The following is a 14,746-nucleotide window of genomic DNA, read 5'->3' as shown; positions in this document are numbered from 1 at the left end:
AGCGTGAATGCTATTTCCATCGAGAGCCTACGCGTACTGTTGGACTCGAGTCCCGGCGGACAGCCGGCCGCCCGCCGCCGGACGCCACCACCGAAACCACCGCGTCGACGGCAGGGAGTCGGCCCGCAATCGGGACTCGAGCGTTTCCGAATCAGTAGCGCTGTTGAAATCCGTAGAAGATGGTAGTTTTGGTACCCACTGCGGTAAGTAGAACTTGTAGAACACCGATATCGACCGCTATCGCGCCGTATACTCGTCGTCACCAAGAATTCTCTCAAGTGCTTTGACGGCAGCATCCAGATCCTCAATGTCCCCACGGTCGGATCGGTAGGCCGGGCGCCACCATACAGACGGGTGAATGATCAGTGCGGTATCGGTAAGCGTGTAACTCGCGAACTCGGACCACGGCCGGATACGCTGCTGGAGTGGGCGTTCGACAACGAGTCCAACATCGGTCACGCGAAAGGTCCGTGGATTCGTGGCCCCTGCGAAGGGGGTCCACAGGAAGAAGAGGAGATAGAGATTGCCTGCCCAGGACAAGTCGCTCCAGACGAGCTGAACGATGACGCCGGCAACGCCGACGACACCTGCAACGACCATTCCGCCTAGGGAGAGACGGCGCCAGCGCCGCGGCCAGCGCGCCTCCCATTCGACGAATTCCTCAGCACCGATCAGAACGGCTGCCGCGTATCGGGTCCGACTCATTGTAGTCAGGAAGAGGCCGAGAAACATCCCACCGATCGTGCTAACGATCGCGAGGCCAACCGTAATGCCTGGTGGCTCAGTACCCATGGAAACGACACCGAGGACGCCAATGAACCACACGAACGGGAGGACAGCGAGCAGCCATGCTGCGGTGCGTCCACCGAGGCTGACCGCGAGTCCGGACGTCCGGGAGACGATCGAGCCGGTCACAGTGGCGAAGCCTGTAATTGCGGCGAGAAACCCGAGATAGAGGATACCGCCGTTCGATGTCGCACGTGAGAGGACGAGAACAGCTAACGGAGCGAGGAGAACGGCGACGTATAGGCCAGCGACGATTGCATACGAAGCATCCGGGGACTCTGCGTCCGGCTGGCCCAGTCCAGTCCCCGTTCGAGTTGCCATGACGGGACTTGTATACAGAGTTACAAAAATATGTCGCCCATCTAGTGGGATCTCGGTCATCAACGGATAGATTCGCACAGAGAGTAGGTGTTCATTTCATGGCAAATCATCTGAGGATTTCATTTCAACGGGGCCGACTTAGTCTAAGTAGCGACCACAGGGAACCAAGTGTCCTGCTCCGCTGGCAGCAGGGAATCGCCACGCCCTCCCCAGCCGATTTCTACTCACGGACCTTCGGCCCGTTCGTATGGTTCGCGGAACCAACGGTTCCGCGCTAACGCTCGTTCACTTCGTTCACTCGCTCATCCGCATGAAGACGCTTCGCGTCTTCCAAGCCTTCGTTCACTGCGTCTGCTCACGGGTGCGAAGCACCCGTTCGCACGGTATGCGGGACCGTCGGTCCCGCACTATTCACGAAGACCTCGCACGGGTCGTGCCGCGATTCACTAGCGTTCACCGCGATCCAGCGCGCGCCACCGCATTGTGAACGTTCAGTCGGTACCAGCCGAGGTGTTTGTCTCGAGAGTTACGCCAAAAGCCGGCTCGAATGAGTCGAACGGTCCCTGCCCCTCGAATCGGACTGTCACAATCGGACCGTTTTCCGCTCGCTCACTTCGTTCGCTCGCGCACAAATTTCCATCAAAAAGACGTCTGCTATTCCTCGAACCCGTCCTCGAATCGGAACGTCCCGTTTCGCTGCACGACTTCCCCGTCCACTTCGATGAACGAGTCCTCGCTCATGTCGACGATCATGTCGACGTGGACCGCGGAGTCGTTGGCCTCGTTACCCTCGCCGACGGTGTCGTCGTAGGCGCGGCCGACGGCCATATGGACGGTGTCGCCCATCTTCTCGTCGAAGAGCATGTTGTAGGTGAACCGGTCGATGTCGCGGTTCATCCCGATACCCAGTTCGCCGAGTCGGCGCGCGCCGTCGTCGGTGTTCAGCACTTCCGTGAGGACGTCTTCGTTCTTCGCTGCCGAGTGCGAGACGACCTCGCCGCCCTCGAACTCGAGGAACACGTCCGTGATCTCCCGGCCCTGATGGTACAGCGGCATGTCGAAGAGGACCTCCCCCTCGACGCTGTCGGGCTGGGGTGCGGTGAAGACCTCTCCCCCCGGAAGGTTGTGCTCGCCGTGATCGTTCAGCGTCGGGTTGTCTGCGATGGACATCGTCACGTCGGTCGTGTCGCCGCTCTTGATCCGGATCTCCTCGGCGGGGTCCATGATCTCGACCATGTTCTCCTGGTGGGCGCGCTGTTCGTCCCAGTCCTTGTTGACGGCGTCCCAGACGAAGTTCTCGTAACCGTCCGTGCTCATCTCCGCGAGCTGGGCGTTGGCCGGTGCGGGATACTGCGTGAGACACCAGCGCTTGGAGAGTCGCTCCTCGAGGATCGGACGATGGGCCTGCTGGTGGGCCGCGCTGATCTCGGGGTCGACGTCGCTGGTCTGAGTGGCGTTGTCCGTCGCGCGAATCGCGATGTAGACGTCGGTGTTTCGGACGAGCGCGAGTTCGTGCTCGGGCGTGTCGAACTCGCCATCGGCGGCTCGCAGATACGCGCGCTGTTGGCGCTTTCCGGTTCGCTGGCTCGTCGTGATCGGGTTCGCTCCCCGATCGCCGATCACCTCGTGAAGGGCGACGACCAGGTCCTCGGCGACCGGATGGGCGTCGATGACGACGTTGTCACCCTCCTCGAGGTCGACCGAGTGGGTGGCGATGATCTCGGCGTGTTCGCGGATTCGCGGGTCCATACCCCGATATTGACGGGGGGAGGAAAAAACGGTTCGTGATGGGGAACCGTCCGGCCGGCGATCCACGGTTCGACCCGAATCAGCGATCGCCGCGCATTCCGTCGCGGAACTCGAGGACGGTCCGTCGCAGGAGGAGATACGCGAAGAAGACCAGCGAGAGCAGGATCACGACGACCGCGATGATGACGGGGTCGTCGGGGACGAGGCCGGTGAGGATGTCCAGCATATGCGGCCGCTACTCTGTCAGCGTGGTTAATCGTTTCGACCTCGATCGGTTGTATCCGTGTGTCCGGCACGCTAACTAAAATCGCGGTTTCAGCTTGCGCTGACTATAACGTGGGACGGTCCGTCCGCTCTCATAGGCCTCGATCATCGGCCCTCCACTCCGTTCGAGGCACGTCCTCGAGATCGAGGCCTGTCGCCCGTCCCCTGCGATCGCGACCGGCCGTCCGCCGACTCCCGTCTGACAGCTCGGAGACTGCGGGCGGCCGCTCCCTCTGACATCACGCTCGAAGCCCCCCTCTCTCTCCCGTGGCTTTCGAAGCCGACTCCCCGCTGGCGTTGTGCGCTGATCCTCCGGTTCGCTTCGTCACGTACGGCCTCGTTCATCCCTGCAGCAAGGGAGGACGACCGACTCATCGGATCCGTTTGGAAAGAACAGAACCAGCCGGCCGACCGTTCGCCCGCTCAGTCGCCGCGCTCGCCGACCTTGACCAGTTGCTTACCGATGTTCTCGCCCTCGAACAGGCCGAGGAACGCGTCCGGCGCATTTTCGAAGCCCTCGACGACGTTCTCGCGGTAGCGGATCTCGTCTTCCTGAACGAACGTCGAGAGGCGCTCGAGCGCCTCGCCCCACCGGTCCTGATAGTCGCCGACGAGCAGCCCCTCGACTTTCGCGCGGGTCTCGATGAGTTTCGCGAGCTTTCGGGGGCCCGTGGGCACCTCGGTCTCGTTGTACAGCGCGATCTGGCCGCAGACCGCGACTCTCGAATGAACGTTCAGGCGGGGCCAGACGGCGTCGGTGATCGGGCCGCCGACGTTGTCGAAGTAGACATCGATCCCGTCGGGACAGGCCTCGGCCATCGCGCTGCCGAGGTCGTCGGTTTCCTTGTAGTTGATCGCCGCGTCGAACCCGAGCTCCTCGGTGAGCCACTCGGTCTTCTCGTCGCTGCCGGCGGTGCCCACTACGCGTGCGCCGCTGATTCGGGCGAGCTGGCCGACGACGGAGCCGACCGCGCCCGCGGCGGCGGAGACGACGACGGTGTCGCCGGGGTTCGGATCGCCGACGTCGAGCAGGCCCCAGAACGCCGTCACGCCGGGCATCCCGAGCACGCCCAGCGCCGTCGAGATCGGACCGAGGTCCGGATTCACCGGCTGGAGTTCGTCCGCGTCGGCGACCGCGTGTTCCGCCCACAGGAGGTTCCCGGTCACCACGTCGCCCGCCGCGAACTCGTCGGCCTCGGACTCGAGGACTTCGCCGACGACGCCGGCCTCCATGGGGTCGCCGACGTCCCAGGGCTCGGCGTACGATTCCGCGTCTCGCATCCGGCCGCGCATGTAGGGATCGACCGACTGGTATAACGTCTTGACCAGTACTTCGCCGTCGTCGGGCTCGGGCCGATCGACGGTGACGAGGTCGAAGTTCTCCGCGGTCGGTTCGCCGACCGGGCGACTGGCGAGTTGCCACTGCCTAGTTGTAGCCATACTCGGTTATGGCCCCGCCCGAAGGTCAATATTGGGCTCCCGGAACCCGGTCCGAACGGGATCGCCGTCTCGATCGGCTGCACGCGAACACCGTCGCCACTACGACGATGGACATCGGCGAGCCTCGGTCCGCCAACTGAGAGCGTGTCGATACCGTTTTGCGGGTTGCGTCGAAAGGAGACACAGAGCAATGCGCGAACGCCTCGAGACCGATATCGGGTTCTACTACGCGTTCGGGGGGTTCCTGATCGCGATCTTCGTCCTCGGGCTGGCGGTGGTCGCCGTGATCGACCCCGCCGGCGTGCGGACGGTCGAGCTCATCGGTCTCTCGGGAGGCTTCTTCATGTTCATCCTCGTCTATTTCATTTCGATCTCGATACAGCGTCTAGAGGATCTGGAGGAGGGGAGTCGCTGAACTCGCGGCTACCGGAGTGAGCGGGCTGATACCCGCGAAATCGCCGTGGAATGTGAGTCGGTGCCTTTAAGACTGCTCGGCGCTTCTCTTTAGAAGCAATGGCGAAAGGAACCGTTGATTTCTTCAACGACACAGGCGGCTACGGATTCATCGAGACTGAGGACGCGGACGACGACGTGTTCTTCCACATGGAAGACATCGGCGGCCCGGACCTTGAGGAAGGACAGGAGCTCGAGTTCGACATCGAGCAGGCCCCCAAGGGCCCGCGCGCGACGAACGTCGAGCGCCTGTAAGGCGAATTCGAACTGGTATCGGCACTTGACTGCAGTATTTTACTACCCCTGAGCAGCGGCGCTGTCGTCGAGTACGTCCCGAAATGCGAACGCGTTGCCGGGAGACGAATTCAACCCAGAAACGAGTAGTGTCAGCACACACGTGTATGGATGGAATCAAGTACGCCCCACCAGTTGTGGACAAGTACTCATGTTGGCTCCTGCGATCGGTATCCCCGAGATCCCGATCCTCCTCTTCAACCTCGTGCTCGTTCTGGGCGTCATCGGTGGCGTCTGGTATCTCGTCGCTCGACTTCGACGTACTCTGTAACCGAACCGGTTCGACGGTTCCGACACCGGCCGAGTGGCGGTAGCGGTTGCGGACCCGGACCGTTTTGTGGATCCGCCACCGACTCGAGACCATGACGGAGCCACTGGTCAGACGTGGCGACGAGATCGAGTACGAGACCGTTGACGCGGCCGACGGGCTCTCGAAGGGCGTTCTAATCGACGACGACCACGGCGCGCCGACCTTCGCGATCCGGCGATTCGTCCTCGAGCCCGGCGCGGAAGTGCCGAAACACACCAACGACGTCGAGCACGAGCAGTACGTCCTCGAGGGCGAATAACGGTGGGTATCGGCGATGCGCCGGAGGCGCATCGAGCAGACGGCGAAGCCGTCGACAACGATGAGGAGTACGCGGTCGAGGCGGGCGACTCGCTGTTGATCCCCGCGGGGACGGTCCACTGGTACCGCAACGAGGGCGACCGGCGGGGCGCGTTCATCTGTGCGGTTCCGAACGGGGACGACGAGATCGACCTGCTCGAGTGAAGCCGGGCCGGTCGGAGCACCGATTGAACCGATCGTACCGCAGTCCAGTTGCGGATACTGACACTGCAGTGTCATACCGTTCTGCAACCGCAACTACTAAACGTCTTTTAGGCACACCTAAATGCGATGGGAGAAGCGCAGTCTGTCGAGGGGCACAGGTCCGCCCGAGAGCGGGAGGGATGGGTAACCGGGCGGCTCGTCCTCTTTTGTCTGGCGAGTACGGTCATCACCGTCGTCGCGGGACTCGTACAGGTGAGCTTCGGGGAGTACTCTATGACGTTTCTCGAGGCGTGGCAAGCAGTGTTCAACCCCGGCGTGATATTCAACCTCCACGCCTGGTCAGCGTTCCTGCTCGGGACGGACCTGCCGGAGATGAGTACCGCGAGCATCGTCGTCTGGACGCTCCGGATGCCGCGGGTGTTCGTCGCGGTTATCGCCGGCGCGACGCTCGCGATCTCCGGTGCGATCTTCCAGGCCGTGACGCGGAACGAACTGGCGAGTCCGTTCGTGCTTGGGGTCAGCTCCGGCGCTGGGTTCGCCGTGCTGGCGACGCTGGTCGTCTTCAGCGGTCTCTCACCGTTCCTGCCGCTGATCGCAGCTCTGGGCGGGACGGTCGCGTTCGTGATCGTCTACACGATCGCCTGGAAAGGTGGGACGAGCCCCGTCCGGCTCGTGCTCGCGGGCGTCGTCGTCAACATGGTCTTTCAGTCGCTCCAGCAGGGTCTGTTCTTCTTCGCAGACGATCTGGGCGTCGTCCAGACGGCGATTGCCTGGCTCACCGGATCGCTCACGGGCACCGGCTGGGGGGAAGTTCGGATCGCGATCCTGCCGGCGGCCGTCGCGATCGTGATCGCGCTCGCCGGTGCGCGGCAGTTGAACGTCCTCATGTTGGGTGAGAGCACCGCCCGATCGCTCGGGATGCGCGTCGAACGGGTCCGGTTTTCCCTCTCGGCCGTCGCAATTCTGGCCGCCAGCGCCGCCATCGCCGTCGCTGGAATCGTCAGCTTCTTCGGCCTCGTCGTCCCCCACATCGTCCGGAACACGATCGGTGGGGACAACCGGCAGCTGATGATCGGGTGTCTCTTCGCCGGCCCCGCACTGATGGTCGTCGCCGACGTCGGTGCGCGACTCGCGCTGGGCGGAACCCAGATGCCCGTCGGCGTCGTCACCGGGCTGATCGGCGGCCCGTATTTCCTCTATCTGATGCGGAAGCAGCAATCGATGGGTGAGTTATAATGTCACGCACACAGCAGAGCGCGGATCGAGAACAGGAACGGATCACCGACGACAACGGCGTTGCGGTCGAGAGCGCACTGGTCGGCGACGACCTCGAGCTCAGCTATCCGACGAGCGAGGAGACCATCGTCGACTGCGCGCGCCTCGACATCCCCGAAGAGGCGGTGACCGCGCTCGTCGGCCCCAACGGCAGCGGGAAGAGTACCCTCCTGAAGGCGCTCTCGAACCACCTCACGCCGGACACGGGGAACGTCCAGATTCACGGCGAGGACCTCGACACGTTCAGCCGCAAGGAACTGGCACGCGAAATGGGCGTCCTCTCGCAGGAGAACGACTCGCTCGGCTCGATCCCCGTCGAGGACCTCATCTATCACGGCCGCTACCCGCATCGGGGCTTTTTCGATGGCGTCACCGAGGAAGATCATCAGGCAGTCGAACGCGCGATCGAGCTGGCGGGGATCGATCACATCCGCGACGCCGAGCTCGGCCAGCTGAGCGGCGGTCAGAAGCAACTGGCCTGGATCGCCATGGTGCTGGCACAGGACACCGACGTCCTGTTGCTCGACGAGCCGACGACGTTTCTGGACATTCACCACCAGTTTCGGGTGCTCGAGACGATCCGCCAACTCAACGAGGAGAAGGGCGTCACCGTGGCCGTCATCCTCCACGATATCTCACAGGCGGCCCGGTTCGCGGACTATCTGGTCGCGATGAGCGACGGGGAACTCTACGACTGGGGGCCGCCCGAAGAGGTCGTGACCGAGCAACTGCTCGCCGACGTCTTCGGCGTCGAAGCCACCGTCGAGTACGAGCCCGAACTCCAGGTGCTGCCGAAGCGAGCGCTCCCGGATCGCCGGACGTAACGCTGCCATCGGAACGCTTTTATATTTTTAGGCTAGCCTAAAGATAATGGGTAACGAACGGACGTGGACACGGCGCAACGTGCTTCGAACGAGCGGGACCATCGCGGGCGTGAGCGCGTTGGCCGGCTGTATCAGCGGTAACGGATCGGACGACGAGGACGATGTCGATCCGTACACGGTATCGATGCCGCCGGTCGGCGACGTCGAGTTCGAGGGTGTCCCGAAGGCGTGGGCCGCCGGCACCGCGGATTGGGCCGACATGGGGATCGCACTGGGTCAGGAACCGCCGGTAGGCCTCTATAAGGCGGGGCGGTTACATACGGGGTATTACGACGACATTCCCGACGTGAGCGTCGACCCGGACGATATCGAAACGCTTTGGGACGACGAGTTCGGCCCCGAGAAGTTCATGAACCTTGCCGAGGGAGTGGATGTCCTCGTCATGGATCCGAACTTCCTCACGGGGCGGGCCGACTGGAGCGGCGACGCCATCGAGCGGATCGAATCGACGGGGACGCCGTTCTTCGGGAACAGTATCACCTCTCGGGGCTACCAGTGGCATCAGGACTACGACTACCTCACGATGTACGAGGCCTTCGAGAAACTCGCCGAAGTCTTTCAGGAACAGGAACGCTACGACGAGTTCGAGACGCTGCACGACGAGTTCCAGTCGGAACTCGAGAACGTCGTTCCCTCGAGCGGCCGACCTGAGGCTGCGGTCCTGTACCCGCAGATAGCGGATGACTCTTTCCTCCCCTACATCATCGACGAGTCGACGAGTTACAAACACCTGCGGGACCTCGGAGTCGAGGACGCGCTCGCGAACTCCGACGTCGAGAACTTCCACGACACCCGCGGATCGATCGACTACGAGACGCTCCTTGAGGTCGATCCGGAGTACATCCTGCTTCGCACCGAGCAATACCTCAGCGAGGAGGAGTTCCAGCAGAACTTCGTCGAACCGATACAAAGTCACGACGCCGGGCAGAAACTGACGGCCGTCCAGAACGACAACGTGTACAAGACCGTCCCGTTCTATCAAGGCCCGATCATCAACCTCGTCGCCACTCAGCGGTTGGCCCGGCAGCTCTACGGCCTCGAGGACGACCTGTTCGACCCGCAGGAAGTCAGCGACATCGTCAACGGCGACTTCTAGGCGACCGCTCGGTCGAAACCGGTGACACGGCACGCATCCGGATCGACTCGCGTGCTCGGCGCACTCGAGTCCGAATCGCTCAAGTACGCCACGCTATTAGTCAGTCTCGTGTCGAAGCAGGTCCAGCAGGTCGATACCATCTTCTGTCACGAAACCGGTGGCGACTTCCTCGTCGTCGTCGAACGTGACGGACAGCGGCTGTTCCGCGCGAAACTCGAACTCTCGGAAACCTCGGCCGGCCCCCGTCCCGCGAAGTTCCGACTGAAAGACGGCTCGAGCGAAGAGCCCCGCCAGCCCGACGAGTTCGTCGAACTCGCCCGCCGAGCGAAGCGGATCCGCATCTCCGAGCAGACCTCGACCGCGGGTCGCCGCGACCTTCAGGAAATGCTCGCGGGCTACCAGCTCGAGGACAAGGTCAAGACCGTCCGGACCTGCCGCTACTGCGCCGGCGCGGGCCGGTACTCGCCGATCACGACCGAGACCGCCGTCAAGGACGACAACGACTGGATCTGTACGGACTGTGCCAAGCAGGAACTCGAGCGCCAGCTTTCCTTTTCCGTCGGCGGTGAGGTCTCGGGTGCCGCCAAGGAGCGCCTCGAAGAGCTCATGATGGAAGTGCAGGACCTGGAACGGATCGTCAATCTGCTCAAGGGCCAGCTCGATCCCGATCTGACGAAGTTCGATACCATCTCGGCGACGACCGAGGAGGTCGATCCCGTTCGGACGGACTCGTTGAATCTGCATCCGGGCATACAGGACCTGCTCGAGGATCGGTTCGAGACGCTGCTTCCGGTCCAGAGCCTCGCGGTCGAGAACGGCCTCCTTGACGGCGAGGACCAGCTCGTCGTCTCCGCGACGGCGACCGGGAAGACCCTCGTCGGCGAGATGACCGGCATCGACCGCGTCCTCGAGGGGAAGGGGACGATGCTCTTTCTCGTGCCGCTGGTGGCGCTGGCCAATCAGAAGTACGAGGACTTTCAGGACGAGTACGGCCACCTCGTCGACGTCTCCATCCGCGTGGGCGCGAGCCGGATCGCCGACAACGGCAACCAGTTCGATCCGAACGCCGACGTCATCGTCGGCACCTACGAGGGGATCGACCACGCCCTGCGGACGGGCAAGGAGATGGGCGACATCGGGACCGTCGTCATCGACGAGGTCCACACCCTCAAGGAGGAAGATCGGGGCCACCGCCTCGACGGCCTCATCTCGCGGCTCAAATACACGTGCGAGCAGCGCGCGAAGCGCCGCGACGAGTACGACGGCGCACAGTGGGTCTACCTCTCGGCGACCGTCGGCAATCCCGAACAGCTCACCAAAGCGCTCGAGGCCACGCTCATCGAGTTCGAGGAGCGGCCGATCCCGATCGAACGCCACGTCACCTTCGCGGACGGCCAAGAGAAGGTACGGGTCGAGAACAAGCTCGTCAAACGCGAGTTCGACACCGAGTCTTCGAAGGGGTATCGCGGGCAGACGATCATCTTCACCAACTCCCGGCGGCGCTGTCACGAGATTTCGCGAAAGCTCGACTACTCGGCCGCCCCCTACCACGCCGGTCTGGATTACAAGCGCCGGAAGACGGTCGAACGCAAGTTCGGCGACCAGGAACTCTCAGCGGTCGTCACGACCGCCGCGCTGGCCGCGGGGGTCGACTTCCCCGCCTCGCAGGTCATCTTCGACTCACTGGCGATGGGCATCGAGTGGCTCTCGGTCCAAGAGTTCCACCAGATGCTCGGCCGCGCGGGACGGCCCGACTACCACGACACGGGGACGGTGTACGTCCTCGTCGAACCCGACACCGTCTACCACAACTCGATGGAGATGAGCGAGGACGAGGTCGCCTTCAAGTTGCTCAAAGGCGAGATGGAGTCGGTGATGACCCACTACGACGAGGCCGCGGCCGTCGAGGAGACGCTCGCGAACGTCACGGTCGGCGGCAAGGCCGCGAAGGCGCTCAACGACCGGATGCTCGGCGACGTCCCCACGAAACACGCCATCGGCAAACTGCTGCAGTACGAGTTCATCGACGGCTTCGAACCCACGCCGCTCGGTCGCGTGGTGACCGAACACTTCCTCGAGCCCGGTCAGGCGTTCACCCTTCTCGACGGGATCCGAAAGGACGCTCATCCCTACGAGCTCGTCGCGGACATCGAACTCCGCGACGAGGACCTCTGATCGGGACAGCGGTGTGATCCGTGACTGTCACTGGCGCAGCGAACGGCCGCTACGATCGTTTTTGCGTACGTCTCGACGGCCAGAACGGTAAAGGACGGTAGCGTTCAATCGATAGCCAGTACGGGCATCCGCCCCGGAGCCGTCACTATGGATACGACGACGCCAGCCGCGATCGATCCACCGGCGAACGTGTTACTCGTCCACACGGGACGAGCAGCGCCGAACGGCTGCGAGGAGCTGTGTTACGACGACAGCGACACGGCACACCTCGCGGTCACCTTCGCCGACGAGGAGCCGAACTGTCCCGACGAGGGGGCGATCGACGGCCCACTCGGGCAGCTCACGATCGGAGACATGCTACCCGACGCCGGCGACGAGTCGGAGCCTGACTTCACGCAGCCGGTCGTCACCGATGCGGTGACCGATCCCGCGGATCTCTCCGCGATCGGCGTCTCGATCAGTCGGTTCTGCAAACACTGGGACGACGCCGGCGAGGAGATCACGGTCTGTTTCGACGGACTCGATCCGCTTCTCCGACACACCTCGCCGAAGGCGGTCTTTCAGTTCACGCACGTCCTCGCGAATCGGCTCTCGAGCGTCGACGCCTACGCCCACTTTCACTTCGATCCGACGCGTCACGAGGATCGGGTCGTCTCGACGTTTGGGACAATCTTCGATGCCGTCGTCGCCGACGATACCGACGAGTCGCTCTCAGAAGCGACCGACGAGGACGTCGCCGCGTTGCTGGCCGAGTGGGACGAGGAGGAGACGGTCGATACCGGGTCTACCGGGGATACCGAAGCGACCGACGAGGACATCGCACGACTTCTCGGAAACTGAGTCGACAGTTCGACACCGGCGGATTCACGGGACGAAGGCGACACCGAACAGCGAGAGCACGAGTACGAGCAACGAGCCCGGGACACCGCCGATGGCGACGATCGCAACCGTCAGCGGCGTCACCGCGACTCCGAGCCCAAAGACGACCTGTGCGAGGTACAACACCACGAGCCCGCCTACCGCATTGACGATGAAGGGTCTCGCGACCTCGATGAGCTGTGCCCCGACGAGCGCGAGTACCAGGATGACGATTAAAAGCAGTATCTCGAGTCCAGTCATAGCCGGCGATATCACGGCATCAGGCAAAACCGTTGGGCACGAATGCTGCTATTTGTCTCTCAGTGTCACGAGTCACCGGATCGGCCCCGGCGAATCCACGGCCGGCGGTATAACGAAACGCTTTATGATGTGGGCGCGGTTGGAGTAGATACGGGATCGTGGGTTAGCTTGGTATACTTCGGGCCTTGGGTGCCCGTGACCCCGGTTCAAATCCGGGCGATCCCATATTACTGCTGCGAGCAAAACCGCGAGCAGCAGGAATCGGAAAGAGCCCGGATTTGAATCAGAGAGGAGCTTGCTCCGACCGTGGTTCAAATCCGGGCGATCCCATTCTCTTATAAGTCAAAACGGAGTTGAACAGCGGCTAGCAGCGGTGATCTCTCGTGTCAGCCGGGGCTATCGCAGTGACTCGTGTCGTCGAACTCGAGCCGTCCGTCTGTGAGTTCTGTCGGTGCGATATTCCCAGTGACGAGTAGCCTTGCCCGCGCTTGATGAAGGGAGTGTCAGCCGTGACAGTTCCACGGGTCAGCAGTGGACGATGTGCACGGCCGTAGCAGTCTATCCAACGGCTACGCTCCGATCCCCACTCTGCGAGGAGCAGCTAGTCGTGGCGACCAGCGAGAACTACGGTGACGGACAGTCGGAATCACATACTACCCCGCAAGGAGAGTTCGCCGATCCGATCGCCGACGGAGACTTCAGGAACCCTGTCGATCGACTGAGTTGTGACTGTAGCGTAAGCGTCTCAGAGGACCTCACTTCCCGTCATAGCTCTACCTTGTGACTAGAACCACTTAAAGAGCGAGCGGGGCTGTAAGCAGGCTACCGCTTGCAGTAGTTGCTATTGTATGATATAACTGACAGCACGCGTAATAAGAGAGCGGACGGGGTCGGTGTCCGCACAATCAGGGTCGTCGATTGGGTCCGCTGCTTCGAGATACGGTCGAAAGACCTCTAATCGGTCCGTTGGTCGGACGATTCCGCGTGACTGGTTGTACTCAATAAATCCCTTCGTATCGAGTTCCGGGAGATAGTTCTGGTAGAGCGGGACATAGACGCGCTGGCGTTGGATTGAGGTCAGCTCTGCGACAGTCGTCTCGTGTTCTTTCGCGGAGACGATCTCGGCGAGGGTCCCCATCTTGATTGGTCCATCGGTATCTAACAGATGGCTGATTACGTCTCTTTTACGGCTCGTCTGGAGGAGATGAGAGATGTCGTCTTCGAAGCGTTTCGATGCCCTATCCGGTTCTACATCGCTGGAGGACTTGCTCGAAGAGTTGGAAGAGTGATCTGTTTTAAACATCATTTCGTACGGTGGGTGGACACTTAGAGAATGGAATTCAGGGGTTAAAACAAATACTCCAGTATAATTTGGTGTGTGGGAATGTCCCTACCATTGATGCAACACTTGATGATTCTATAGGTTATATCTACTACGAATATCCAGTACTTCCAGCCCTCAATAACTATACATATCCTAATTCATACTACTCCTGTCTACCCCGAGAGCGGTGTGTCACGGAAGCGGAGCCAGAGTGTGAAAATCTAAGATGGAAACGAGTCCGGTCTCGAGCCGGGGTCGTTATCGTGGAGGCCGGTACTCACCGCCCGAATCTCGGGTGAGGCAAACAAAGTGAGCCCCACGCTCCTGTTTTCCGCGAAAATCACCCGGACAGCAACGGTGTCACCGCTTCTTGATCGTCGTTTCCCGACCCGACGGGCGGCCGGTCGATGTGCAGTTAGTGACCGCGGAGCGAGACGGTGGCGTACAGGCCGTCAAAAGATAACTGCGGCACAGTGACTGGCAACAGCAACTGTGATCGCTGTGTAACAGAGCTGACTACGGCGACAGGAATCGTATCAAAATCGAACGCTAAAATCGAAGTACGGTGTCGGGACGTGACAACAGCCGGTGAAATCCGTTGGCGGGATTCGCACAGGGATGGTCACAGTAGCCACAGGGAGTTTCGTACGGTGGTGGTAGTCGTTTTGGTGTTCGTTGTCATCACCTCACTACCAGATACCACATATTCAATAATAAGTCTTTTTAACGAGGTGATTGTGACATCTGATTTGATATTCCTAAACATCAACTAGCTATCGGACCTGCCAGTCACT

At 61.8% G+C, this 14,746-nt stretch carries 13 protein-coding genes, 1 tRNA gene and 1 pseudogene; 9 read left to right on the top strand and 6 right to left on the bottom strand.

The genetic code is table 11. The features are described from left to right. Nucleotides 1-237: 237 nt before the first annotated feature. From HYG81_RS30360 to HYG81_RS30345, 4 genes are all read right to left on the bottom strand, one after another. Nucleotides 238-1,107 carry a hypothetical protein gene (locus tag HYG81_RS30360; protein ID WP_219628690.1) on the bottom strand — a complete coding sequence of 290 codons (870 nt, stop codon included), beginning with the start codon at nucleotides 1,105-1,107 and terminating at the stop codon, nucleotides 238-240. A gap of 654 nt (nucleotides 1,108-1,761) precedes the next feature. Then, nucleotides 1,762-2,856 (bottom strand): aminopeptidase, encoded by a 1,095-nt coding sequence (locus HYG81_RS30355; RefSeq protein ID WP_180839827.1) that lies wholly within the window; start codon nucleotides 2,854-2,856, stop codon nucleotides 1,762-1,764. Nucleotides 2,857-2,935: 79 nt separating this feature from the next. Beyond that, on the bottom strand, nucleotides 2,936-3,082 hold the full coding sequence (locus tag HYG81_RS30350; protein ID WP_180839826.1) for a DUF7859 family protein: 147 nt from the start codon (nucleotides 3,080-3,082) through the stop codon (nucleotides 2,936-2,938). Nucleotides 3,083-3,543: 461 nt separating this feature from the next. After that, nucleotides 3,544-4,560: an NADP-dependent oxidoreductase gene (locus HYG81_RS30345; protein ID WP_180839825.1), complete on the bottom strand. Its 1,017-nt coding sequence runs from the start codon at nucleotides 4,558-4,560 to the stop codon at nucleotides 3,544-3,546. 190 nt (nucleotides 4,561-4,750) lie between these two features. Between HYG81_RS30345 and HYG81_RS30340 the strand changes: the two genes are divergently transcribed. The 8 genes and pseudogenes from HYG81_RS30340 (at nucleotide 4,751) to HYG81_RS30305 (ending at nucleotide 12,349) form a co-directional block, all read left to right on the top strand. Further along, nucleotides 4,751-4,975, top strand: a complete 225-nt coding sequence (locus tag HYG81_RS30340) for a hypothetical protein (RefSeq protein ID WP_180839824.1) — start codon at nucleotides 4,751-4,753, stop codon at nucleotides 4,973-4,975. Between the two features lie 98 nt (nucleotides 4,976-5,073). Further along, nucleotides 5,074-5,268 carry a cold-shock protein gene (locus tag HYG81_RS30335; RefSeq protein WP_005554588.1) on the top strand — a complete coding sequence of 65 codons (195 nt, stop codon included), beginning with the start codon at nucleotides 5,074-5,076 and terminating at the stop codon, nucleotides 5,266-5,268. A 401-nt stretch (nucleotides 5,269-5,669) separates the two neighbouring features. Then, nucleotides 5,670-6,079 (top strand): annotated as a pseudogene (locus HYG81_RS30330) (cupin domain-containing protein). Between the two features lie 126 nt (nucleotides 6,080-6,205). Continuing rightward, complete coding sequence (locus tag HYG81_RS30325) at nucleotides 6,206-7,315, top strand: FecCD family ABC transporter permease (RefSeq protein ID WP_180839823.1); 1,110 nt, start codon at nucleotides 6,206-6,208, stop codon at nucleotides 7,313-7,315. Further along, nucleotides 7,315-8,178, top strand: coding sequence for an ABC transporter ATP-binding protein (locus tag HYG81_RS30320; protein WP_180839822.1), 864 nt, complete (start codon nucleotides 7,315-7,317; stop codon nucleotides 8,176-8,178). The genes HYG81_RS30325 and HYG81_RS30320 overlap by 1 nt, the downstream gene beginning before the upstream one ends. 46 nt (nucleotides 8,179-8,224) lie before the next feature. Beyond that, the gene (locus HYG81_RS30315) at nucleotides 8,225-9,334 is read left to right on the top strand and encodes an ABC transporter substrate-binding protein (RefSeq protein ID WP_180839821.1); all 1,110 of its coding nucleotides are present in this window, start codon (nucleotides 8,225-8,227) and stop codon (nucleotides 9,332-9,334) included. Nucleotides 9,335-9,442: 108 nt separating this feature from the next. Further along, nucleotides 9,443-11,509 (top strand): DEAD/DEAH box helicase, encoded by a 2,067-nt coding sequence (locus HYG81_RS30310; protein WP_180843016.1) that lies wholly within the window; start codon nucleotides 9,443-9,445, stop codon nucleotides 11,507-11,509. A 147-nt stretch (nucleotides 11,510-11,656) separates the two neighbouring features. Next, nucleotides 11,657-12,349, top strand: a complete 693-nt coding sequence (locus HYG81_RS30305) for a DUF7504 family protein (RefSeq protein ID WP_180839820.1) — start codon at nucleotides 11,657-11,659, stop codon at nucleotides 12,347-12,349. A gap of 24 nt (nucleotides 12,350-12,373) precedes the next feature. On the opposite strand, the gene HYG81_RS30300 is transcribed toward HYG81_RS30305, so the two are convergent. Next, a complete protein-coding gene (locus tag HYG81_RS30300) occupies nucleotides 12,374-12,628 on the bottom strand; it encodes a pro-sigmaK processing inhibitor BofA family protein (protein WP_180839819.1) in 255 nt (84 codons plus the stop codon). A gap of 152 nt (nucleotides 12,629-12,780) precedes the next feature. Between HYG81_RS30300 and HYG81_RS30295 the strand changes: the two genes are divergently transcribed. Beyond that, a tRNA-Pro gene (locus HYG81_RS30295) sits at nucleotides 12,781-12,853 on the top strand. A 616-nt stretch (nucleotides 12,854-13,469) separates the two neighbouring features. On the opposite strand, the gene HYG81_RS30290 is transcribed toward HYG81_RS30295, so the two are convergent. Beyond that, on the bottom strand, nucleotides 13,470-13,934 hold the full coding sequence (locus HYG81_RS30290; protein WP_340674422.1) for a DUF7344 domain-containing protein: 465 nt from the start codon (nucleotides 13,932-13,934) through the stop codon (nucleotides 13,470-13,472). Nucleotides 13,935-14,746 lie beyond the last annotated feature (812 nt).

The organism is Natrinema zhouii (assembly GCF_013456555.2).
Taxonomy (GTDB): domain Archaea; phylum Halobacteriota; class Halobacteria; order Halobacteriales; family Natrialbaceae; genus Natrinema; species Natrinema zhouii.
The sequence above is the reverse complement of the archived record's forward strand: the minus strand, read 5'-3'. Positions and strand labels throughout refer to the sequence as shown.

Coding starts and splice junctions, on each gene's coding strand:
- HYG81_RS30335 (WP_005554588.1), top strand. CDS start 5,074: ATGGCGAAAGGAACCGTTGATTTCTTCAACGACACAGGCGGCTACGGA.
- HYG81_RS30350 (WP_180839826.1), bottom strand. CDS start 3,082: ATGCTGGACATCCTCACCGGCCTCGTCCCCGACGACCCCGTCATCATC.
- HYG81_RS30305 (WP_180839820.1), top strand. CDS start 11,657: ATGGATACGACGACGCCAGCCGCGATCGATCCACCGGCGAACGTGTTA.
- HYG81_RS30345 (WP_180839825.1), bottom strand. CDS start 4,560: ATGGCTACAACTAGGCAGTGGCAACTCGCCAGTCGCCCGGTCGGCGAA.
- HYG81_RS30300 (WP_180839819.1), bottom strand. CDS start 12,628: ATGACTGGACTCGAGATACTGCTTTTAATCGTCATCCTGGTACTCGCG.
- HYG81_RS30360 (WP_219628690.1), bottom strand. CDS start 1,107: ATGGCAACTCGAACGGGGACTGGACTGGGCCAGCCGGACGCAGAGTCC.
- HYG81_RS30315 (WP_180839821.1), top strand. CDS start 8,225: ATGGGTAACGAACGGACGTGGACACGGCGCAACGTGCTTCGAACGAGC.
- HYG81_RS30320 (WP_180839822.1), top strand. CDS start 7,315: ATGTCACGCACACAGCAGAGCGCGGATCGAGAACAGGAACGGATCACC.
- HYG81_RS30340 (WP_180839824.1), top strand. CDS start 4,751: ATGCGCGAACGCCTCGAGACCGATATCGGGTTCTACTACGCGTTCGGG.
- HYG81_RS30290 (WP_340674422.1), bottom strand. CDS start 13,934: ATGATGTTTAAAACAGATCACTCTTCCAACTCTTCGAGCAAGTCCTCC.
- HYG81_RS30355 (WP_180839827.1), bottom strand. CDS start 2,856: ATGGACCCGCGAATCCGCGAACACGCCGAGATCATCGCCACCCACTCG.
- HYG81_RS30325 (WP_180839823.1), top strand. CDS start 6,206: ATGGGAGAAGCGCAGTCTGTCGAGGGGCACAGGTCCGCCCGAGAGCGG.